At 73.2% G+C, this 21,254-nt stretch carries 24 protein-coding genes; 11 read left to right on the top strand and 13 right to left on the bottom strand.

Going from position 1 to position 21,254, the window contains the following annotated elements; all coding sequences use genetic code 11:
• Nucleotides 1-86: 86 nt before the first annotated feature.
• The 6 genes from AC0HI0_RS45315 to AC0HI0_RS45340 form a co-directional block, all read right to left on the bottom strand.
• Nucleotides 87-914: a TIGR04222 domain-containing membrane protein gene (locus tag AC0HI0_RS45315; protein ID WP_480929627.1), complete on the bottom strand. Its 828-nt coding sequence runs from the start codon at nt 912-914 to the stop codon at nt 87-89.
• Nucleotides 871-1,782 carry a TIGR04222 domain-containing membrane protein gene (locus AC0HI0_RS45320; protein ID WP_480929628.1) on the bottom strand — a complete coding sequence of 304 codons (912 nt, stop codon included), beginning with the start codon at nt 1,780-1,782 and terminating at the stop codon, nt 871-873. Before AC0HI0_RS45320 ends, AC0HI0_RS45315 begins: the two co-directional genes overlap by 44 nt.
• Before the next feature lie 35 nt (nt 1,783-1,817).
• Nucleotides 1,818-2,771 carry a TIGR04222 domain-containing membrane protein gene (locus AC0HI0_RS45325; protein ID WP_480929629.1) on the bottom strand — a complete coding sequence of 318 codons (954 nt, stop codon included), beginning with the start codon at nt 2,769-2,771 and terminating at the stop codon, nt 1,818-1,820.
• 252 nt (nt 2,772-3,023) lie between these two features.
• A complete protein-coding gene (gene msrB, locus AC0HI0_RS45330; protein ID WP_480929630.1) occupies nt 3,024-3,461 on the bottom strand; it encodes a peptide-methionine (R)-S-oxide reductase MsrB in 438 nt (145 codons plus the stop codon).
• A gap of 9 nt (nt 3,462-3,470) precedes the next feature.
• The gene (locus tag AC0HI0_RS45335) at nt 3,471-3,809 is read right to left on the bottom strand and encodes a hypothetical protein (RefSeq protein WP_480929631.1); all 339 of its coding nucleotides are present in this window, start codon (nt 3,807-3,809) and stop codon (nt 3,471-3,473) included.
• Nucleotides 3,810-3,901: 92 nt separating this feature from the next.
• A complete protein-coding gene (locus tag AC0HI0_RS45340) occupies nt 3,902-4,846 on the bottom strand; it encodes an asparaginase (protein ID WP_480929632.1) in 945 nt (314 codons plus the stop codon).
• Between the two features lie 87 nt (nt 4,847-4,933).
• On the opposite strand from AC0HI0_RS45340, the gene AC0HI0_RS45345 reads away from it, so the two are divergent.
• Nucleotides 4,934-5,611 carry a GntR family transcriptional regulator gene (locus AC0HI0_RS45345; protein WP_480929633.1) on the top strand — a complete coding sequence of 226 codons (678 nt, stop codon included), beginning with the start codon at nt 4,934-4,936 and terminating at the stop codon, nt 5,609-5,611.
• A gap of 16 nt (nt 5,612-5,627) precedes the next feature.
• Here the strand turns inward: AC0HI0_RS45345 and AC0HI0_RS45350 are convergent, their stop codons facing one another.
• Together AC0HI0_RS45350 and AC0HI0_RS45355 are read right to left on the bottom strand one after the other, a co-directional pair.
• Nucleotides 5,628-6,491, bottom strand: coding sequence for an alpha/beta fold hydrolase (locus tag AC0HI0_RS45350; RefSeq protein ID WP_480929634.1), 864 nt, complete (start codon nt 6,489-6,491; stop codon nt 5,628-5,630).
• Between the two features lie 113 nt (nt 6,492-6,604).
• The gene (locus AC0HI0_RS45355) at nt 6,605-7,774 is read right to left on the bottom strand and encodes an acyl-CoA dehydrogenase family protein (RefSeq protein ID WP_480929635.1); all 1,170 of its coding nucleotides are present in this window, start codon (nt 7,772-7,774) and stop codon (nt 6,605-6,607) included.
• A 133-nt stretch (nt 7,775-7,907) separates the two neighbouring features.
• On the opposite strand from AC0HI0_RS45355, the gene AC0HI0_RS45360 reads away from it, so the two are divergent.
• Complete coding sequence (locus tag AC0HI0_RS45360) at nt 7,908-8,522, top strand: TetR/AcrR family transcriptional regulator (protein ID WP_480929636.1); 615 nt, start codon at nt 7,908-7,910, stop codon at nt 8,520-8,522.
• 40 nt (nt 8,523-8,562) lie between these two features.
• The gene (gene ligD / locus AC0HI0_RS45365; protein ID WP_480929637.1) at nt 8,563-9,558 is read left to right on the top strand and encodes a non-homologous end-joining DNA ligase; all 996 of its coding nucleotides are present in this window, start codon (nt 8,563-8,565) and stop codon (nt 9,556-9,558) included.
• A 51-nt stretch (nt 9,559-9,609) separates the two neighbouring features.
• Here the strand turns inward: ligD and AC0HI0_RS45370 are convergent, their stop codons facing one another.
• A complete protein-coding gene (locus AC0HI0_RS45370; RefSeq protein ID WP_480929638.1) occupies nt 9,610-9,936 on the bottom strand; it encodes a hypothetical protein in 327 nt (108 codons plus the stop codon).
• 401 nt (nt 9,937-10,337) lie between these two features.
• Between AC0HI0_RS45370 and AC0HI0_RS45375 the strand changes: the two genes are divergently transcribed.
• From AC0HI0_RS45375 to AC0HI0_RS45385, 3 genes are all read left to right on the top strand, one after another.
• Entirely contained in the window at nt 10,338-10,754 is a 417-nt protein-coding gene (locus tag AC0HI0_RS45375) for a hypothetical protein (RefSeq protein ID WP_480929639.1), read from the top strand.
• A 453-nt stretch (nt 10,755-11,207) separates the two neighbouring features.
• On the top strand, nt 11,208-12,389 hold the full coding sequence (locus tag AC0HI0_RS45380; protein WP_480929640.1) for a methyltransferase domain-containing protein: 1,182 nt from the start codon (nt 11,208-11,210) through the stop codon (nt 12,387-12,389).
• Between the two features lie 320 nt (nt 12,390-12,709).
• The gene (locus tag AC0HI0_RS45385) at nt 12,710-13,267 is read left to right on the top strand and encodes a hypothetical protein (protein ID WP_480929641.1); all 558 of its coding nucleotides are present in this window, start codon (nt 12,710-12,712) and stop codon (nt 13,265-13,267) included.
• 25 nt (nt 13,268-13,292) lie between these two features.
• Here AC0HI0_RS45385 and AC0HI0_RS45390 read toward each other — a convergent pair whose 3' ends face one another.
• Nucleotides 13,293-13,442 (bottom strand): hypothetical protein, encoded by a 150-nt coding sequence (locus tag AC0HI0_RS45390; protein ID WP_480929642.1) that lies wholly within the window; start codon nt 13,440-13,442, stop codon nt 13,293-13,295.
• A 453-nt stretch (nt 13,443-13,895) separates the two neighbouring features.
• Here AC0HI0_RS45390 and AC0HI0_RS45395 point away from each other — a divergent pair, with 453 nt between their 5' ends.
• The 3 genes from AC0HI0_RS45395 (at nt 13,896) to AC0HI0_RS45405 (ending at nt 16,253) form a co-directional block, all read left to right on the top strand.
• Nucleotides 13,896-14,798, top strand: coding sequence for a phosphotransferase family protein (locus AC0HI0_RS45395; RefSeq protein ID WP_480929643.1), 903 nt, complete (start codon nt 13,896-13,898; stop codon nt 14,796-14,798).
• 79 nt (nt 14,799-14,877) lie between these two features.
• Nucleotides 14,878-15,075, top strand: coding sequence for a hypothetical protein (locus AC0HI0_RS45400; protein ID WP_480929644.1), 198 nt, complete (start codon nt 14,878-14,880; stop codon nt 15,073-15,075).
• A 479-nt stretch (nt 15,076-15,554) separates the two neighbouring features.
• The gene (locus tag AC0HI0_RS45405; protein WP_480929645.1) at nt 15,555-16,253 is read left to right on the top strand and encodes a DUF6319 family protein; all 699 of its coding nucleotides are present in this window, start codon (nt 15,555-15,557) and stop codon (nt 16,251-16,253) included.
• Nucleotides 16,254-16,659: 406 nt separating this feature from the next.
• On the opposite strand, the gene AC0HI0_RS45410 is transcribed toward AC0HI0_RS45405, so the two are convergent.
• The gene (locus tag AC0HI0_RS45410; protein ID WP_480929646.1) at nt 16,660-18,198 is read right to left on the bottom strand and encodes an alpha/beta hydrolase; all 1,539 of its coding nucleotides are present in this window, start codon (nt 18,196-18,198) and stop codon (nt 16,660-16,662) included.
• A gap of 78 nt (nt 18,199-18,276) precedes the next feature.
• Here AC0HI0_RS45410 and AC0HI0_RS45415 point away from each other — a divergent pair, with 78 nt between their 5' ends.
• Together AC0HI0_RS45415 and AC0HI0_RS45420 are read left to right on the top strand one after the other, a co-directional pair.
• Nucleotides 18,277-19,200: an EamA family transporter gene (locus tag AC0HI0_RS45415; RefSeq protein WP_480929647.1), complete on the top strand. Its 924-nt coding sequence runs from the start codon at nt 18,277-18,279 to the stop codon at nt 19,198-19,200.
• Nucleotides 19,201-19,644, top strand: coding sequence for an iron chaperone (locus AC0HI0_RS45420; protein WP_480929648.1), 444 nt, complete (start codon nt 19,201-19,203; stop codon nt 19,642-19,644).
• 4 nt (nt 19,645-19,648) lie between these two features.
• Here AC0HI0_RS45420 and AC0HI0_RS45425 read toward each other — a convergent pair whose 3' ends face one another.
• Together AC0HI0_RS45425 and AC0HI0_RS45430 are read right to left on the bottom strand one after the other, a co-directional pair.
• Nucleotides 19,649-20,122, bottom strand: coding sequence for a hypothetical protein (locus AC0HI0_RS45425; RefSeq protein ID WP_480929649.1), 474 nt, complete (start codon nt 20,120-20,122; stop codon nt 19,649-19,651).
• Nucleotides 20,123-20,180: 58 nt separating this feature from the next.
• Nucleotides 20,181-21,254 (bottom strand): ATP-dependent DNA ligase, encoded by a 1,074-nt coding sequence (locus AC0HI0_RS45430; protein WP_480929650.1) that lies wholly within the window; start codon nt 21,252-21,254, stop codon nt 20,181-20,183.

Consider the following 21,254-nt stretch of genomic DNA (forward strand, 5'->3'; position numbering starts at 1 on the left):
TCGTGTTGCGTTAGTCGGAGCCTTAAACGCGACTCGTGTTGCGACAACGAGGTGGACGGCGTGGTCTGGCGTGGTCGGCTCGGCCATCAGTCGCCGCCCCCGCCGCAGCCGCCGCCACAGGACGACCCACCGCCGCACGACGATCCGCTGCTGCCGCACGACGACCCGCCGTCCGAGCCGGAAGCGCTGCCGCAGCTGTTGCTCGAACAGCTCCCGCACCCGCCGCCGCACGACGCGCTGCCGTTCGCGTTGTCGGTGCGCCGCCGCCGCTTCAACGTGGACGCGGCCGTGGGGGCCATGCCGAGGACCTCCCACACCAGCTTCCCCTCGACCTTGCCCAACAGCCCGTAGTACGCGACCAGCGCGACCCGGTTGGTGGTCGTCGCCACGCCGTCGAGCCGCTTCACCGCCGCCCGCCCGGTCGTCGTCAACGGCCGCGCGGCCCGCCCGAGCACGACGGCCAGCAGGATCGCGAAGAACAGCGCCGCCGCCGCGCCGCCGAAGGGCACCACTCCGCCGATGGCCAGCGCCATGGTCACGATCCCGCCGAGCACCAGCAGCCGCCGCACCGCGCGCACCGCTCGACGCCGCCCGGTGGACCGCACGAGTCCGCGCTCGACCAGGTGCCGCCGCAGGGATTCCGCCTCGCCGCTGCGCGCGGCCGACGCGACGGCGTCGCCCAGCTTCTGCGGCAGCGACTGCATCACGCACGCCTGCAACGGCGTCCACGAACCGCGTTGGGTGCGCACCGCGCTCACCACGCCCTCGCGCGAGATCCGCACCGCACCCGCCTCGACCAGCGACACCACCGCGACCTCGGCGGCCCGGCCGGGACCGCCCGCGAGGAACCCCTGCTCCTCGGGCCACAGCTCAGCCGCCGAACCCGCCGAAGTCGGTGTCCAGGAAGTCGCCACCGTCGTCCCCTTCCAACCACTCCGAGGCCAGCCACCCGCCGGCGAGCCAGCCGCCCGCGACGAGCCATCCGTTGCGCTTGCGCCAACGCTGCGGCTCGACGACGACCGCCGGCCGCCTGCGTCGGGGAAGCGCCAGTTGGGACGCTGCGGCATACCCGATCGGTTCCGCCGTCTCGCCGTCGAACACCGCGGTGTCCGCGCGCCGCCCGCGGGGCTGCGGCGGCGCGGCGGCCGCCGGGCGCGCCAAGCCGTAGCGGGCGGTCACCTCGGCCGGGTCCACCGGGGCCAGCCCGGCGGTGGCCTCCTCGTACGCCCGCGCGCCGCGCCGGGTGCGCACCGGGGGCGGGCCGAGCAGCAGCAGCACCGCCGCCACGCCGGTCACCGACGGCACCAGGGCGACCAGCCAGCCGGCCGGGGCCGTCGCCAACCCCGCCGCCATCAGCGCGAGCACCGGCAGGACGCAGAGCACCGCCCGCACCAGCCGGTGCTTCGGCGACACCAGCAGCCCCGCGTCGACCAGGCCCTGACCGATCCGCCGGGCCGGGGCGCTGCGGGCGACCTCGACCAGCAGCCCGTCCAGGTCGCGCGGCCGGTCCAGGCGGGTCGCCAGCACGTCCTGGAGGGCGGTCGACGCGGTCGGTTCCGGCGTCGGCACGGCGGCCAGCGCCGTGCCGGACAGCCGGGCCCGGTTGTCCGCGACCAGGCCCGCCACCGCGACCTCGGCCGCCCGCACCGGGCCACCGCCGAGGTAGCCGATCTCCTCGAAGGTGAGCGGCCGGGTCGGCGCGGAGCCGGTGACCCGCTTGAGCCGCAAGCCGAGCAGGACCGCGAGCACCAGCGCCGGCCCGTACCACCAGAGGAAAACCATGGCCGTCAGCCTAGGAGCCGGGGGCTGTGCGCGGACTAACCTCCGCCGCCCCCGCAGCCACCGCCGCCACCACCACCGCAGGACGACCCGCCGCCACACGACGATGACGACGACCCGCACGAAGACGACGACCCGCACGACGAACCGCTGGAGCACGACGACCCGGAGGCGAGGAACCCGCCGGACACCGCACCGGCCGCGCCCGCTCGGGCCGTGCGGGCGCGCGGGTGTGGCCGTGGCCGGGCCGCCGCCCGCAGCGGGATGTTCGGGTGCGCGTTGAACCCGTTGAGAGCGACCAGCCAGACCTCGTCGGACTGGCCGGCCGCCCCTCGACCCCCGGTGTTCCCGCCTGTGCGGGCCAAACCCACCGCGCTGTTGCCCGCCGCGGTGGGAGTCACGTACTTCGCCTTGCGGAGCAACCAGATCAGCACGCCGGTGAGCACGAGTTGCAAGGTCAGCCAGCCGACCGGCGCGCCGATCGCGAGGCCGTTGACCCAGCGCACCAGGCCGACCGCGAACAGCAGCGCCATCGGCAGGACGCTGCGGCCCAGCCGGCGCTTGGCGTCTCGGGGCGGCACCAAATAGCCCTGTTCCACCAGCCGGTCGCCGACCGCGCCCGCCGAGCCCCGGTCGGACACGGAGGTGATCAGCAGGGCGAGCGTGCGGTACTTGTAGCGGGTCGCGTCGGCGATCACGGCCTTGTCCACCGGGTCGTGCGCGGTGGGGGTGCCGACGACGCTCACCGCGCCGTTGCGGGCCGGGCGCAGCGCGCCGGACGCGACCAGCGAGGCGACGGCGGTCTCCACGGTCCGGCGCGGGCCGCCGGTCAGGAACGCGATGTCGTAGGGCCCGAGCACGCCTGCGGGGGCGCCTCCCCGCGTCCCCCGCAGGCGCACTCGGACGGCGATCGCCCAGGCCACCGTGACGGCCAGGGCGATCCAGTACAGCTCAAGGAATTCCGGGCCCGACAAGCCCCACGGTCGCTCCACGGTCCACACCCCCTGCGGGCCTCGGCGGACTCGTGGTCCGCGCCAGGGGGCAATCGTGTGCGTCAGGCCACACCCCAGCAAGGGGGCTTTAGCAAACCTTAGGGTTGCCCCGCCCCCGGTCAGGACGCCGTGCGCCGTCGGTCAGGACGACGACGAGCCGTCCACGCCGCCGGAACCCTCGCCGTCGGTGCCCTTGAAGATGCGCATGATTCCTCCTGGTGTCGATGAACGTCGTCATTCGGAGTAGCGCCTTCAGTCTGTCGGACCGCCGGGGTTCTCGACCAGACGCAAACTGACACTGTTTATGCAGTAGCGCTGGTCCGTCGGGGTCGCGTAGCCCTCACCCTCGAAAACGTGCCCGAGGTGGCTGTGGCATGTGGCGCAGAGCACTTCGGTGCGGACCATGCCCATGGCCCGGTCCTCGCGCAGGATCACCGTGTCCGCGGCCAGCGGGGAGAAGAACGAGGGCCACCCGCAGTGCGAGTCGAACTTGGTCTCGCTGCGGAACAGCTCGGCCCCGCAGGCGCGGCAGGAGTACACGCCCTCGGTCTTGGTGTCGGTGTACTCGCCGGTCCAGGCGGGCTCGGTGCCCGCGTCGCGCAGGACGGCGTACTCCTTGGGGCTGAGGATCTCCCGCCACTCCAGCTCGGAGTGGACCACCTTCGGGGTGGCGCCGACGACAGGTTCCATACCTCCACGTTAATCGAAGAACGTGGACAGGATCTCGCCGAGGCCGAACCACACGCTGACCACCACGCCGAGCAGGATCAGCAGCACCACGGCCACCGCGGTGAGCCTGCGCAGGCCGCCCGCGCGGTTGGCGGAGTCGGCGAAGTTCTCCACGCCCGCCAGGTAGCCCTCCACGGTGAACCCGGGGTGCTGGCGCTGCATCCGGCCCAGGTGCTCGGCGAACGCCCTGGTCTCCGGGTCGTGCGGGTCCAAGCCGATGAGCTCGTCTTCCACGCTCGACGGCCGGTCGTCGGTCCGGCCGGACGGCCGGTCCTCTTCCGGGGTGTCGGCGGCACGCGAACTGGCCATGCGGCAAGGGTAGTGGTGGTTTCAACCCGGGAGACCGGACGGAACGGTCTTTTCGCCCGACTACGCGACAGCCCGCGCGCGACTGCGGCCGTTCAGCCCGCCACCGCGGCGGCCGGCCGGACGGCACCGACCGGCTCGCCGTGTCCGAGGACCGGGAAGGCGGCCAGTTCCGCCGGCGCGTCGACGCCCAGCCGGCGCAGCGCGGCGACCAGCACGACGGCCCGCGCCCGGCTCGACCCGTCCGCGATCTTGCACGCCACGGCCGCGCCCGAGGGCAGGCCGATCGCGTAGACGCCCTCGGCGCCGTCCTTGGCGACCGCGCCGGGGATCGCGCGCATCAGCGTGGTGACGTCCCGCCCGGTGCCGCCGACCCACTCCGGGTGGCCGTTCATGGCGTGCGCGACCCGGCGCTCCGGGCCGTCGGCGGCGGCGGCCAGCCGGGCGAACGCGCGGGCCAGTCCGACCAGGCTGATGCCGAACAGGGGCGCGCCGCAGCCGTCCACGCCCTCGGCCCCGATCCGCTCGCCCGCCAGCTCCTCCAGGGTGTCCCGGATCGCGGACTGGAGGGGGTGGGTCGGGTCGAGGTAGGTCCCGGTCGGCCAGTCGTTGACCACGCAGGTGGCCAGCATCGCGGCGTGCTTGCCGGAGCAGTTCATGTAGACGGGGGCCTTGTCGCGGCCGGCGGCGAGGTGCGCGCGCAGCGCCGCTTCGCCGATCGGCAGGTCCGGGGTGCACCGCAGGGCGTCGGTGGTCAGGCCGGCGCCGGCCAGGATCCGGGCCACGCCGTCGACGTGGAAGTCCTCGCCGGAGTGGCTGGCGCAGGCCAGGGCGAGCAGTTCGCCGTCGAGGTCGAGGCCGTTGCGCAGCATCGCCAGCGCCTGCACGGGCTTGTTCGACGAACGCGGGTAGGCGACCTGCTCCGGCTGCCCGACCAGCAGCTCCGGCGCGCCGCCGGGGCCCAGGGCGACGACCGACCCGTGGTGCACGGACTCCAGGAAATCTCCCCGCCACACCTCGGCGACCAGTTCGTGCGCCATCGTCCGCCCCCTCTGCACCCGGGAAAAGCCAACTGCCAACTGTCGACAGTTAACAACATGAGGGGTGATCGTGGTAGGGAGACGTTCGTGACACCTCCCCTGCACCTGAGCCTGGCCGGGCAGGCCGTGGACGCGCTGCGCGAGCTGGTGCTGACCGGGGAGATCCCGCCCGGCACGAGGGTCAACGAGGTCGAACTGGCCGCCCGCCTGGGCATCAGCCGGGGCCCGCTGCGCGAGGCGATCCGGCACCTGGCGTCCGAGGGCGTGCTCATCCTGGTCCCGCACCGGGGCGCGCACGTGCCGACCGCGACCCCCGACGACGTGCGGGCGCTGTTCGAACTGCGCGCCGCGCTGGAGTGCGCGGCGGCCGAACTCGCGGCGCACCGGCGGACCGAGGCGGACGTGGCCCGGCTGCACGAGGTGTGCGCCGAGTCGCGGCGCGCCTACCAGGCCGGCGAGCGCTTCCCGTACCGGCTGGACCTGGCGTTCCACCAGGCGCTGCTGGCCGCCGCGCGCTCGCCGCGGATCGCCGAGCAGGTGCGGCTGGTGCAGCAACGGGTGGTCCTGCTGCGCAGCGGCCTGCGCGACGACCCGCCGCACCAGCGCGCGTCCCTGGACGACCACGACGCCCTGGTCGCGGCCGTCGCCGCGGGCGACCCGGCCAAGGCGGCCGAGGTGATGCGCCGGCACCTGGCCCGGGTCTGCTCGCAGATGCTCACCGGCCTGACCGCCGAAGCCCTGGACGCGACCGGCGTCGCGGACTGACCGCGCGACCGGGCGCTCAGTACGTCGCCAGGTGGTCCAGCAGGTGCAGGGTGGTCTCCTCGGCGGCCTCCTCGGGCACGAAGTGGCCCGCGCCCGCCATCACCTCGAACCAGTACGGCCCGGTCACCCACCGCCCGCTGTTCTGCGCCGCCTCCGGCCCGATCACCTGGTCGTCCTCGCCCCACAGGAACCGGGTGGGCACCGACACCGGCCGGAACGTCCCGCCGAAGTCGTTGGCCCGGTACCAGTTCAGCGCCGCGGTCAACGCGCCCGGCTCGCTGAGCTTGCGCACGTACTGGTTCACCCGCTCCTGCGGGATCGCCGCCGGCCACCCCGCCCGCAGCTGCGCCGCGTCGTTGGCCAGCAGCTCCCGCTCGGCCACGCCCGGCGTGCGCAGGTGCTCCAGGAACGACCACCGCCGCTGCTGGTCCGGGTCGGTGCGCAGGGCCTGCGCCAGCGCGCCGGGGTGCGGCGCGGACACGGCGGTCAGCGTCCGGATCCGCAGCGGGTACCGGGCCGCGGCGATCCACGCCACGATCGCGCCCCAGTCGTGCCCCACCAGGTCGAACCGCTTCCAGCCGAGCGCGTCCGCGATGTCCCGCACGTCCTGCACGGCGTGCTCCAGCCGGTAGGCCGACACGTCGCGGGGCCGCACGCCCGGCGAGTAGCCGCGCAGGTCCGGCGCGACGGCGCGGTAGCCGTGCGCGGCCAGGGCGCGCAGCTGGTGCCGCCACTCGATGCCGCACTCCGGCACCCCGTGCAGCAGCAGCACTTTGCGCCCGGTGGCCGGGCCGGTGGCGATGGCGTCGAACGTGCCGGCGTCGGTCGTGACGCGCTCTCGGGTCAGGTCCGACTCGAAGACTGCGGGTCGTGATCGCATGTACTCATCGTGGCGAGCGGTGAACGGAGAGTCCCTGGTGTGCGCACCCGAGGGCTGGTGGGGGCAGCCCTACCCTCATCGGGGTGGTTTGACCCAGTGCCCCGGCGGGGCGTTCAGCCCAGCGTGCCGGTCACCTTGGCGTGCCCCTTGAGCAGGTTGCGGGCGATCGTGCGGCGCTGGATCTCGTCGGTGCCCTCGTAGATCCGCAGCAGCCGCAGCTCGCGGTACCAGCGCTCGATCGGCAGCTCCCGGGTGTAGCCCATGCCGCCGTGGACCTGGAGCACCCGGTCCACGATCTCGTTGGCCTTGATCCCGCCGTAGAGCTTGGCGATGCTCTGCGCCTGCCGGGAGTCCGCGCCCTGGTCGACCAGCCACGCGGCGTGCAGCACCAGCCAGCGCAGCGCCTCGACCTCCACCGCCGAGTCGGCCAGCATCCACTGGATGGCCTGGTACTCGGCGATCGGCTGCCCGAACGCGACCCGGTTGTTCGCCTGCGCCACGGCCATCTCCACCAGCCGCTCGCACGCCCCGAGCGCCCGCGCGGGCAGCAGGTAGCGGCCCTGGCCGATCCACCGCATGGCCAGTGCGAACCCCTGCCCGACCTCGCCCAGCACGTTCTCCTCGGGCACCCGCACCTCGTCGAACACCAGCGCCGCCGGACCCCACTGGCCCATGGTCGGGATCGGCTCGGACTTCCAGCCCATGTCCCGGTCGACCAGGAAGCAGGTGACGCCGCCGGCCGCGCCCTTCTCCTTGTCGGTCACCGCGAACACCATCGCGAAATCGGCCTCGTGGCCGTGCGTGATGAACGTCTTCTCGCCGTTGACCACCCACTCGCCGCCCTGTTTGCGGGCCGAGGTGCGGATGGCCTTGGCGTCCGAGCCCGCGCCCGGCTCGGTGATCGCGAAGCACGACACCCGCTCGCCGGAGATGGTCGGCAGCAGGTAGCGCCGCCGCTGCTCCTCGTTGCCGCGGAACAGGATGTTGTCGGCGTACCCGCCGAACCGGAACGGCACGAAGCTGCGCCCCAGCTCCTGCTCGACCAGCGCGGCCATCACCGCGCCCAGACCCATGCCGCCGTACTCCCGAGGGGTGAGCACGCCGAAGAACCCGGCCGCCTTCGCCTTGTCCTGCAACCGCTTCAGCTCGTCGGCGGGCAGCCCCGGCTCGCCCGCGCGCTCCCGGCGCAGCACCTCGGGCTCCAGCGGCACGACCTCCTTGCGCACGAAGGTCCGCACCCAGTCGCGGATCTCGCGCTGCTCCTCGTCGAGGGCGAAGTCCATGACCATCCTCCTCCTGCGAGCCCGCCGCCCGGTCGCCGGGAAGTCGCGGACCGAGCCCGGCGACCTACCCGACGAACAGTGTTAGGTTTTCTAACGTAGGCGCGCACCCCGACCGAGGCAAGAGGAGCCGACCATGCCGAGGACCCCGATCCTGAGCGCCTCCGGCATCCGCACCGCGGCCCTGGGCATCATCGACCGCCACGGCCTCGACGGCCTGTCCATGCGCAAGCTCGCCGCCGAACTCGGCGTGCAGGCGGCGTCGCTCTACGGGCACGTGGCCACCAAGGACGACCTGCTGCACGACCTGGCCGGCGAGATCCTGGAGAAGGTCGACGTGTCCGGCTTCGCCGACGGCGACTGGCGGCACGGCCTGACCATGTGCGCCCGCTCGTACCGGGCGGCGCTGGCCGAGCACCCCAACATCGTGCCGTTCCTGGCCTACGGCCCGGCGCACCGCGAGGCGTCCCTGCGCCGGCTCGACGCCCTGCACGGCGGCCTGGTCGCGGCGGGCTGGAGCCGCCGCGAGGCGACCATGATCGCCGCGTCGCTGATGTACCTGGTCTTCGGCGCCGCGCTGAGCTCGTTCTCCAGCGGCTTCTCCGAGGACCAGGCGCTCTACCGCGACCGGTACCCGAACCTGGACAAGGCCCACCTGCTGCCCGGCGTCGCCGCCGAACTCGACCACGACAGCTTCGAGCTGGCGCTGGCCGCGTTCGTCGACGGCCTGGCGCAGCGCCTGCCCGGCTGAGTTCCGCGCGCCGCCGGTGGCCGCGGGTTAGGCTCCCCGGGTGGCTGCGAAGGCGCTGGAACTGACCGTCGGCGAGCGCGAGGTCCGGGTGTCGAACCCGGACAAGCTGTACTTCCCGGAGCGCGGCATCACCAAGCGCCAGGTCGTGGAGTACTACATCGCGGTCGCCGAGCCGCTGCTCACCGTGCTGCGGGACCGCCCGACCACGTTGAAGCGGTACGTCGACGGCGTGACCGGCGAGGCGTTCTACCAGAAGCGGCTGCCCAAGGGCGCCCCGGACTGGGTGCGGACCGCGCGTATCACGTTCCCGTCCGGGCGGCCCGCCGACGAGGTCTGCCCCACCGAGCCCGCCGTGCTCGCGTGGGCGGCGAACCTCGGCACGTTCGACTTCCACCCGTGGCCGGTCCGCCGGGCCGACACCGACCACCCCGACGAACTGCGCGTCGACCTGGACCCCCAGCCCGGCACCGACTTCGGCGACGCGGTGCGGGTCGCGCTGGTGCTGCGCGAGGTCCTGGACGAACTGGGCCTGACGGGCTACCCGAAGACCTCCGGCGGCCGCGGCATCCACGTCGCCGTGCGGATCCGCCCGGACTGGGACTTCATCGACGTCCGGCACGCCGTGATCGCCCTGGCCCGCGAGGTCGAACGCCGCGCACCGGACCTCGCCACCACGTCGTGGTGGAAGGAGGAACGCGGCACGAAGGTCTTCCTGGACTACAACCAGGCCGCCCGCGACCGCACCATCGCCTCCGCGTGGTCGGTCCGCGGCACCCCGCGCGCGACGGTGTCCACACCGGTCACCTGGGAACGTCTGTCCACAGTGGATCCGGACGACTTCGACGTGCTGACCGTGCCCGCGTACCTGGCCGAGCACGGCGACCCGCACGCCGCCCTGGACAGCGCGGCGTTCGGCCTGGAGACCCTGCTCGACTGGTACGCCTCCGACGAGCGGGGCGAGCTGCCCTACCCGCCGGACTACCCGAAGATGCCCGGCGAGCCGCCGCGCGTGCAGCCGTCCCGGAAGAAGGCTTGAGCTGCTCGGCGCGTGCTCGACGTGCCGACCACCCCAGGGCGCACCCCATTCTCAGCAGTCGGGCACCCGCACCGGCTGGTTGATGCTCACGTACGGGGCGTAGGAATAGCCCTCGACACCTGTGGTCCGGTCGGTCAGGCGAAACCACGACGGGTCGTCGGTGACCGGGTCGCCGTAGGTCAAGCACCACACGGTGACCTGATGGGCCCGGTAGCCCAGGCCCTTCACCGCCGCGTTCAGGCGCGGACCCGAGCGGATGCGGACCTCGTCGCGTTGGAACGACGCGGAGATGCCCTTACCGGTGGCTGCGGCGGGCACGACCAGCGCGGTCATGGTGGCCGCCACCGCGATCACGATGGCGAGTGCTCGGCGTGGCATGGGTTTCTCCCTCGTAACGCCTGATGGGCTGTTCGGAGCAAAGCACGCAGGTTGGTGGGGTGGAGGGTGTCGGAAGGGATTCACCCAGCAGTGCGCACCGCTTCACCCGTAAGGCCCTGAGCTGCATAAACGGAGCGACCACAACTCGGCCGGGACGGACAGGCGCATTGATCGGTGGTGCACCGCCTGTCGACCGAGGCGGCCCGGCCCGCGATCAAGGCGAGCCCCGTCCGAGAGCGCGGAACTGCCGGCCGGCGTCCGACTTCTGGTGGCCCGGCGGGAACTGGCGGACGCAGCCGGGGTGTCGCTCTCGCTGGTTCGGGCGCTGGAACAGCGTCAGCGGCACACCGCGTCGATCGCGAGCCCGCACAAGCTCGCCCGCGCCCTGGACACCGACATCGGTGTGCTGCCGGGCAAGCGCACCAACCTCCTGGGCGACGGCGAACCCCTCGACGTGGACCAGGCCCGGGAACTACGGCCGGCTGTCCGCGCTGCTGCCCTCCACGCTCGCCCAGCTCCGCGCCACCGCGCACACCACCCACGCTGACGTCGTCGCGCACGAGCTGCCGGCGCGCGGCTACTGGCTGACCGCCTGCATGCTGATCCACCTGGGCCAACAGGACTCCGCGTGGCTCGCCATCCGCCAGCCGCTCGACGCGGCGGACCGGGGCGCCGACTCGCTGTCGGACGCGGTGCTGCGCGGCTCCGTCGCGCGGCAGCTCCTCGTACAGGGCCGTTACGACGAGGCCGCGCGGGTCGCCCTGCGGGCGGCGTCGGCCGTCGAACCGGTCGGGGACGTGCCGCCCGCACACCGGTGACCTGCTGGCGGAGGCCGACGCGACAGCACGGCGCAACGGCGCGGACCGCGACGACTACGAGTCGCCGTTCGGCCCGGCACAGGTCGTGATGCAGCGGGTGGACGTGCACGTGGTGAGCGAGCGCTACGACCAGGCCGTGAAGGTCGCCCGGACCATGCCGCGCGTTGGCGAAGCGGCTGGGCGTCACGGGGGAGGAGCACGAGCGGGTAGTCCTACGCGACGTGTTGCCCGCATCGCGGTACGTGTTCGTACGGTCACTGCATGGCCATGGTCGTCCACGTTCGTCACGGCGAACAGCGCGACCTGCACGACGACCCGAGGGGAGCCCCCGATGGGCAAGCACGATGACAAGAGCGACGAGGACACGTCCACCCAGCCGCACAAGCCTCAAGGAGGCGGGGGCGGGGGGTCGAACCCGGACGGTCCCGACGGCGGTAGGCACGGCGGCGGTAAATGACCCGGACGCACGCCGACCTGGTCGCCGACCTGCGGGCGGACGACGCCGTGCCGGAGGCGTGGGCGGAGGTGTTCGCCGCCGTCGACCGAGGCTGCTTCGCACCACCCCGGTGCTGGGCGGACGACGCGACCGGGCGACCCGCCCCGCTCGACCGCACGACGGACCCGGAGGGCTGGGCGGCGGCGGTCTTCAGCGACCGGCCGATCGTCACGCAACTCGATGACGGCGCGACGGTGTGGCCGGACACCAGCCGCAACCCCACCTCGTCCGCGTCGCAGCCCAGCTTGGTGCTGGCGATGCTCGACGCCCTGGACGTCGAGCCGGGACACCGCGTCCTGGAGGTCGGCACCGGCACCGGGTACAACGCCGCCTTGCTCGCGTCGCGCCTCGGCGACGACCACGTGACCACGATCGAACTGGACGCGGAGTTGGCGGACCGCGCGCGCCACGCGCTCAAGGACGTGGGCCACGACCCGACCGTCGTCACCGGGGACGGCACGGACGGGTGCGCGGCCCGAGCCCCGTTCGACCGGGTGATCTCCACGGCCGCCGTCGCGGCCGGGCGCATCCCGTCGACGTGGATCGAGCAGACGGCCCGACCCGGCGGGAAGCTCCTTCTGCCGTGGCGGACCACGTGGGGCGCGGCCGTGCTCATGCGCTTGATCGTGCACGACGGTGGCACGGCGACCGGTTCCGTGGCAGGCGACGCGTTCTTCATGGCGCTGCGCGACCACCGCGCACCGTGGGGGTACGCCGCCCGGTTCGGCGATCTCGCCGAGGATTCCGACCTGCCTGCCACGCTGACCGCCCTGCCGCCGCACCAGGTCGTCCACGACCGCGACGGGGCGTTCGCGGTGGGCGTGCAGGTCCCCGATGTGCAGCATTCCGTGGCATACGACGACGAGGACGACTGCTGGGAGCTTCTCACGTTCCATGTGGACAGTGGTTCCTGGGCGACGGCGCGGACCACGCCCGAGGCCACCGCGGCCGGCAGCTTCGAGGTGCGCCGGCACGGGCCGCGCCGGCTGTGGGACGAGGTGGAGGCCGCGCACGCCTGGTGGGTCGGCCAGCGGTGCCCGTCGCGGTCCGAGTTCGGATTGACCGTCACACCGGACGGGCAGGCGGTGTGGGTGGGCGAGCCCGCCAACACCGTCACCCCGGTACGCGTGGCCGGTTGAAGCCGCCGGACGAACTGCCGCAGCACGTTTCGCGACGAACCGGTTTTTCCCTTCTGGGCACGGCACTCCCGCGTCGGACCCCGAAGACGCCCCGCGAACCGCCGCGCGTGCGGCCTCCAAGGCCCGTGAAGCGGAGTGACCCGGGGGATACGGCACCCGGGCGGTCGTGCGGGGACCGGCCGCTCGGCGGGGACGAGCGGTAGCCGGCGGCCCGGACGGGTGCCGGCGTGATCGGTCGGACTGATCACCTCCGCCGAACTTTCCGCCTTGCGGACGCAGATCGCGGCCGATCGGCCGCCGGCGCTTGTAGCGTTCGGGGTATGGAGTTCGTCATCCGCGTCGCGGCCCCGCTGCCCGTGCTGCCGCGCGTGCCGGTGGCCCGCCGGAAGGTCCTGGCCCTGGTGGAGCGGGACGGCCTGCTCTGCCGGTGGTGCGGCCTGAAGGCGGACCTGGAGTGGCCCGTCTGCCACCCGGCCGCGCCCGTCGCCACCGGTGGCGCGGACGACCTGCGGCTCGCCCACCGGTTCTGCGACGACCCGGCGAACCGCAAGTTCGACCTCGCCGACCCCGCCGCGTCGGTGCGGGTGCGCCGGGCGCGCCTGGCGTTCGCCGTCGAGGTCGCGCGGACCTCCGGCGAACGGCACGCCGACGCCCGCCGCTGGCAGCGCTTCGAACGGGGCAGCGACCGGCAGCGCACGACCGTCGCGCACCTGCGCGCGATGCGCCGCCTGGGCGTCCGCCCGACCTTCGCCGACGTGGCGACCGCGGCCACCGGCCCGCTGACCCGAACCCTGTACGCGGCCCGCATCCGCCGCTGGGCCCACACCCCGCTCCCCGCCGCCGACCAACGCCCGTTCGGCACGATCGGCACCGCCTGAGCGGGATTCGTCGGCCGGGGGCGCGTCAGCCGAGGTCCAACCGCATCCCGAACCTGCGGTCGGCGGCGATGTCGCGGGCGACCAGCTCGGCCACCGGCCGTCCGCCGCTGGTGGTCGTGGTGACCAGGTGGTAGCTGTCCACCTTGGGGCGCAGGGCGACGGCGGTGGCGTACACGGTCGTCCCGGCCGGTCAGCGCACTCATGGGCGGCCTCGCTCCAGTCGCGGCTCCTGACACCGGGCCGACCTGTGCGGATGTCGAGGTCGCGGGCAGCGCTGCTTTCCGCCACTGCGACGTCGTGGTCGCGCGGAACGGTGATGCGTCGACCACGATCCTGGTGAGGGCCACCGTGCTCCGGGACGGGTTGCGGCTCATCCGGATACGCCTCGGCCCGAACTGGAACCAGCCGCCGGGCCTTCGGCGCAAGGTCCGGGTGCCTTGGTGGGTGAGATGCCGGTCGGCTGGACAAGATCGGAACCTGTCGCTCACGTGAGCCCTCCGTGAGGCCGGGTGAGCGGTCCGGAATTCCAGCCGGGTCAATTCGCGCCGAGCGCACGGCGGCGGTGGAGCACGGTCATGCGGGGTTTATCCGTTCGCCCGTCGGGGGAGCGCCGGCTAGCCTCACGTGCGTGACCTCGTTCCCGGTGGCCGAGACCGAAGCCCAGTTCGACGAGATCGTGGCGGACGAGCGGGCGTTGCGGCCGGCGGTCGACGCGCTGTGCCGGGATCTCGGCCTCGACGGCGCGGTCGAGCGGTTCGCCGACGGGTCGCTGCCGGTCTACGCCGTGGGGCAGGGCCACGTGCTCAAGCTCTTTCCCACCGTCCACCTCGCCGAGGTCGCCACCGAACGGGACGTGCTCGCCGCCGTCGCGGGCCGGCTGCCGGTGCCCACGCCCGAGGTGTTGGGCGCGGGGGAGTTCGGCGGCTGGGGGTACGTCCACATGTCGCGCCTGCACGGCACGAGCCTGGCCGACGCCTGGCCCGGCCTCGACGCCTCCCGGCGGCACCACGTCGCCCGCCAGGTCGGCGAGGCGCTCGCCGTGCTGCACACCATCGCGCCGCCGATCGCCGGGCCCGCCGACTGGGGGGCGTTCGTCGCCGCGCAGCGGGCCGGCTGCGTCGCCCGGCAGGCCGCCCGGGGGCTCGACCCGGCCTGGTCGGAGCAGATCCCGGACTTCCTCGACTCGGTCGACCTCGGCGACCCCGAACCCGTGCTCGCGCACACCGAGGTGATGGGCGCGCACCTGCTCGTCCAGGACGGCCGGCTGTCCGGCCTGTTCGACTTCGAACCCGCGATGCGCGCGGCCCGCGAGTACGAGTTCGTCGCCACCGGGGTCTTCCTCACCAGGGGCGAGGGGGCCGCGAACGCCGCGCTGCGCGCCGGGTACGGCCGTGCCGTCGACCCGCGCCGCGTGATGGCCTACACGCTCCTGCACGTCTACTCGAACCTCGCCTGGTACCTGCGCGAGGTGCCCACCGGATCGACCACCCTGGACGGCCTGGCGGAGCACTGGTTTGGGCCAACCGGCTAGTTGTCGCCGCAGTTCAGCCGCGATCGGACTACACCTCTCGTACCATGAACGACGACGCCGGGAGCGGAGGAGGTCGACCATGGCGGGTGCGTACGTGGTGCGGTTCGTCGGTGGCCCGCTGGACGGGCGGGTCGATTCGGTGAGCACGCCGCCGGAGTCGCCCAAGCCGACGCTCACCCACGTCCACCTGCACGGTGGGCCGAAGATCGTGCACCACTACGACCTCCAGTACGCCGTCGAGTACGGCTGCGAGTACCGCCTGCGCGTCGAGGACTGATCCCCGGCTCGGCCGTGTCCGGCCGCCCCGTCCGCGCTCACCGCGAGTGACGGCGATCTCACCGGCTTTCGTCCACTGTGGACAGAAGTGGGGCCGGTCGCCGCATCCCGACGGGGGCGTGCGCGTCAGGGTGCGGGGGTGATCGTCGCCCGCGCGGACCGCAACCGGTCCGCCGGCGCGGACGCCGCCTGTGCCTCGCTCAAGGCCGTCGAGGCTGCCTGCGGCCGGTGGTGGGACTCTCCGTCGGCCGGGTGTGCGGTCTCTGCGGTCTCTGCCGACCCCGTCGACCCCGGGGAACCGATCCGGTCGCGCGACGGTCGGATAGTCCACTATGGACAGTCGCGGTCGTTATGCGGATTTGCTTGCGCTCGCCGCCCGTCGGTCGCACAGTGGGTGCCGCGTCCGGCCGGCCCGCGGAATTGTCGGTGCCGTAGGGCAAGCTGCACGCGACGGAACATGATCGGCAGTGGAGGTGCCCGATGGCCAAGGCGAAGCAGAGTTCCTTGTCGGCCGAGGATCTCGACCACCTGCGCGAGGAACTCGCCGCGGGCCGCCCGCCCGCGGTGTGGTTCACCTCCGCGGCGGTCGGCGTGGAGGCCGGCAGATCGGCGAAGGTGCTGGCCTTCACCGACCCGCCGGAGGGCGACTACATCCAGGTCCGCCCGACCGGGGCCAAGGACGAGTTGTCGTTCTCGCCCGCGGAACTCACCCTGGAGAAGCCCGCGCCGAGGCGGAAGACACCACCGGCCCCGCCGACGCCCCAGCCGGAGCCCGCCGCGGCCGAGCCCGCCCCGATCGAGCACATCTACACCCCGGAGCCGAAGCCCGTGCCCCCGAAGCCCGCACCCAAGCCCGCCCCCGCCCCGGCCCCCGCCGCGTCGCCCGCCCGCGCGGCCGGGCGCAAGCAGCCCAAGCCCGCCGAGGTGACCGTCACGCTGACCTCCACCGCCGAGGGCGAGTGGACCGTCGACGTGCAGACCGGCGCGAAGCGGGTGCTCAAGAGCGCCCCGATCGCGGCGTCCTCGGTCGCCCAGGCCGCGAAGCTGCTGCTGCCGGAAGTCGACGAGGCGGTGGAGACGGTTTTGAGCGCTGCTCGGGAACGCCACTTGGCGCGCGTCGAACAACTCCGCGCAGAGTTGGAGGCGGCCCAGCGGGCATTGGATGAGCTGACCGGCTGAAATACGGCCACGTAGTGCGACATTCTGATGATAAACGTTCCGCGATCGGGTGAAGACCCTTCCCACGCACGGCGGTAGGGCGCACCGTGGGGGCCGTCATACCTTGCCAATACCTGGATGCCCAACGCGATCACGGGAGGCCATGATGGCGGTAGAGATCACGACCACGGAACAGGTCCCGGCGGCCGGCACGTGCGGCTGCTGCGGCGGCTGCACGGGCCCCGGCTGCGGGTGCTGCTCAAGCTGTTGATTCCGCATCGGCGACCCCCGGGGCAACCGCCCCGGGGGTCGCCGCAGGTCTGGCGGCAAATGTCGGAAATGTGCCCGGTGAGCCGCCGCGGGATATGGATTGATAGCGAACAAATACGCCGCGGCGAGATCGCCGGGAGTTACCGGATCGATTTCATCAGGGCGGGCAGACGGTGCCGTTGGTGGGCAGTTTTGCGTTTGTCAGGAATTCGACCGCGGACTGCGTCGCGCACGCCGACTGCACCAGCGCCCCGTGCCCGCCGCCCTGCCAGCCCACCACGATCCCGGCGGGCAGCGCCTGCGCCGCCCGCTCGGTGCCGCCCCGGGGCGTGACCGGGTCGGTCGCGGTGCTCAGCACCAGCACCGGCGGCGCGCTGGTCAGCTTGGGCACCTTGGCCAGTGGCGGCACCGGGAACGGCCCGCACAGCAGCAGCCGCCGCGCGTACCAGGCGCCGAACAGCGGCTGCTTGGTCCGCCAGTCGTCGGCCATGCTCTTGACCCGCTCCGGCGGGATCCGGGTCGTGGTGTCGTTGCACCTGGTCACGATGCCCGGGTCGAGCAGCGGCGGGTTCTCGTCCCGGTCCACCACCTGCGGGCGCACGAAATCGGTCAGCGGCGCGGCGTTGCCCTGCTCCGCGGCCACCAGCGCATCCGCCAGCGCCGGCCACCGGGCCCGGTCCGCCAGCCCCGCCAGCACCGCGGACACCGCCGTGCCCGGCGTCAGGTCCAGGTCGCCGCCGCGGATCTTCTTGCTCCGCAACGAGTCCAGCAGTGCGGTGAACCGCTTGGTGGCGTCCGACCCCAGCGGGCACGACCGGATCACGCAGTCCTTCTGGAACGCCGCGAACGTCTCCTCGGCCGCGACCGCCTGCGCCTGCGCCACCCCCGGCACGTCCAACGTCGGGTCCGGCGCGCCGTCGAACACCATCCGCCCCACCCGGTCCGGGTAGCGGCTCGCGTACAGGGTCAGCACCTTCGACCCGTCGCCGACGCCGATCGCGTTCAGGTGCGAGGTGCCCAGCGCCTCCCGCAACTGCTCCAGGTCCGCCGACGCGCGCCACGAGTCCACCGCGGGCAGCCGGTTCTCCAGGTCCAGCACGCACTCCTGGCTGGCCCGCCCGATCGACTCCAACAGCTCGTCCTGGGTCGGGCTGTCCGGGTCCGACTCGACGATCCCGACCCGCGCCACCTCCGGCACGCACTGCACGCCGTCCGACTTGCCGGTGCCCCGCCGGTCCACCCCGATCAGCGAGAACGTGCTCAGCAGCGCGGGCGGCAGCGACGCCGCCAACCGGGCCGCCTTCACCGTGCCCGGCTCGCCGTCCGGGTCGCCCACCACGACCAGCGCGCTGCCGCCCGTGCCGACCTTGAGCAGCGACATGCCGAGCGCGCCGCGCCCCGGCCGGTTGGGCACGTCCAGCTTCACGGTCAGCCGCGCGCACTGGTACTCCTGGCCGCCCGCCGGCGCGGAGGACCCCATCCGGGACCTCGTCGCCTCGGTGCACGACGACCAGGTGAGCGTCGACTTGAAGTTCTCCAGCGGCGGGACCTCGCGCGGGCCGGTCGGGTCCGGCGCCTGGGTCTGCTCGCCGTCCCCGTGCACGGCGATCACCGGCCGGGTCGACGGGCCCGCGCTGCACGCGCCGAGCGCGCTCAGGGCCACCAGCAACAGGGCGGCGTGACGCCGACGCGGCACAGTCGTCCCTCACTCTCAGTCGACGGGTGGCCAAAGCCTCACATAATCGAGGTGAGACTTCGGTGAGCGGGGGGCAAGATGAGCGCCGTGGTCATGGTGCACGTCGAAGGTATCCCTGAGCGGCGGTTTTCCGGTTCCGGGCCGCTCGCCGCCGTCGTCCGCGCGTTCGGCGCGGTCCCGCCGCCGGCGCTGGTGCTGCTCGGCGTGGTGAGCGTCCAGGTCGGCGCGGCCGTCGCCAAGCAGCTGTTCACGCTGGCCGGCTCGGCCGGCACGGTCACGCTGCGGCTCGTGCTGGCCGCCCTGGTGCTGGTGGTCGTGTGGCGGCCGAGGTTCCGGGTGGACAAGCGCACCCTGGCGGTCATCGCCGGCTACGGCCTCGTGCTCGGCGCCATGAACCTGACCTTCTACCAGGCCATCGAGCGCATCCCGCTGGGCGCGGCGGTCACCATCGAGTTCCTCGGACCGCTCGCGGTGGCCGTGCTCGGGTCGCGGCGCTGGCTGGACGGCGTGTGGGCGCTGCTCGCCGCGGCCGGCGTGCTGCTGCTGACCAAGGCCGACGGCGGGCTGGAGCTGACCGGCGTGCTGTTCGCGCTGGGCGCGGCGGTGTGCTGGGCCGGCTACATCCTGCTGGCCGCGGCGCTGGGCAGCCGCACGTCCGACGGGCGCGGCCTGGCGATGGCGATGGTGTTCGCCTCGGTGGTCGTGCTCCCGTTCGGCATCGCCGACGCGGGCACCGCCCTGCTCGACCCGGTGGTGCTGATCGCGGGCCTGGCCGTGGCGCTGCTGTCCTCGGTCGTCCCGTACTCGCTGGAGCTGGAGGCGCTGCGGCGGATCCCGCCGCGCGTGTTCGGCATCCTGATGAGCCTGGAACCCGCCGTCGCGGCGGTGGCCGGGCTGGTGCTGCTGCACGAGGCCCTGCGTCCCGCACAATGGGTGGCGGTGTGCTGCGTCGTGCTCGCGTCGGTGGGCGCGACGAGGACCGCGCGTCCCCCGGAGGTCTAGGTGGTGCAGAGCAAGGCGGCGACGGTCGAGGAGTACCTGGGCGAACTGCCCGACGACCGGCGCGACGCGGTGGCCGAGGTGCGCGAGGTGATCCTGGCGAACCTGCCCGAGGGCTACCAGGAGGGCATGGCGTGGGGGATGATCACCTACTCCGTGCCGCTGAGCCGGTCGGGCCGGACCTACAACGGGCAGCCGCTCGGGTACGTGGCGCTGGCGTCCCAGAAGAACCACCTGTCGCTGTACCTGATGTGCGTCTACAGCGGGCGCGAGCAGGAGTTCCGGGCCGAGTTCGAGGCCACCGGCCACAAGCTCGACATGGGCAAGTCGTGCATCCGGTTCAAGCGGGTCGAAGACCTGCCGCTGGACCTGATCGGCCGCGAGGTGGCCCGCTACCCGGTGGACGACTACCTCGAACTGGTCAGGACGGCCCGCTCCGACCGCTGACGGCTCACGCCTTCGGTGTCGCCGGCGCCGTCACCGAGGCGCTCGGTGCCGGTGCCGTGGTCGCGTCGATCAGGGTCCCGTCGACCAGGGCCTGGCCGCGCGCCTCGAACACCGCCGCGTACTGCGCCGAGTACCGGTCGTAGACCGCGACCACGTCGTCGGACCTCGCCACCTCGCCCCGGAACTGGTCGCGCAACCGCCGCATGGTGTTCACGTCGGTCCGCCGCTTCTGGCTGTGCAGGTACGGCTTGAACGTCACGTTCAGCCCGCCCACCACGGCCGCGATCAGCAGCAAAGCCTTGCCCAGCACCGTTTCCGACGACGTGAACCCCACCGCCAGCACAGCGGGCACCAGGATCAGCACGACCGTGTAGAGCAGGCCCGTGGTGCGGTGCACCTGCCGCCACATCGTCAGCCGCCGGCAGTCCTTGCGCATCCGGTCGTCGAGTTCCTGGACGAGCGCGTTCACATCCGCCACGCCCGGTCACGGTACGCCGCCGACCCGTCACCGTCCCCGGAATCACCGATCCCGGGCCTCAGGCCGGCTTGACCTCGCCGCGCAGCACCGACTCCACGTCGTAGCGCGCCGGCTGTTCGAGCTGGTCGTAGCCGCACGACTCGGGCGTGCGGTCCGGCCGCCACCGCCGGAACTGGCCGTTGTGCCGCAACCGCGCCGGCGCCGCGCCCTCGGTCTGCGAGTAGGCGATCTCCAGCACCCGCTCCGGCCGCAGCGGCACCCAGTCCGCGTGCTTGCCGCGCCACCGGTTGATCTCGCCCGGCAGCCGCCGGCCGTCCGGCTCCACCAGCCACGGGTGGTCGCCCTCGGTGATCAGCCCGGCGAACTCGGCCGCCAGCGCCCGCCGCTCGGCCGCCTTGAACGACCCGACCACGCCCACGTGGTGCAGCACCCCGCGGTCGTCGTGCAGGCCCAGCAGCAGCGACCCGACCGCCGTGCCCGGCTCGGTGTCCTTGTGCCAGCGCAGCCCCGCCACCACGCACTCCGCGGTCCGCTGGTGCTTCACCTTGATCATGGTGCGCTTGCCCGGCGCGTAACCGGCCGACGCGGGCTTGCCGATCACCCCGTCCAGCCCCGCGCCCTCGAACAGCGCGAACCACTGCGCGGCCAGCGCGGCATCGGTCGTCGCGGGCGTCAGGTACAGCGAGTCGCCCGGCGTGACCAGGCCCTCCAGCCGTTCCCGGCGCACCGTGCACGGCTCGTCCAGCAGCACCTCGTCACCCACCGCGAGCAGGTCGAACGCCACGAAACTCGCGGGCGTCCGCTCGGCCAGCAGCTCCACCCGGCTGGCCGCCGGGTGGATGCGCTCGGACAGCGCGTCGAAGTCGAGCTTGTCGTCCTTCGCCACGACCAGCTCGCCGTCCACCACGACCCGTTCCGGCAGGGTGCGCAGCAGCGCCGCAACCGCCTCCGGGAAGTACCGGTTGAGCGGCTTGCCGCTGCGCGACTGGAGGGTCAGCTCGTCGCCGTCGCGGAACACCAGGCAGCGGTAGCCGTCCCACTTGGGCTCGAACACCCAGTCCGAGCCGGTCGGGATCTCGTCCACCGCGTTGGCCAGCATCGGCTGCACGGGCGGGTTCAGCGGAAGCACCAC

Source organism: Saccharothrix sp. NBAS 001 (assembly GCF_056640475.1).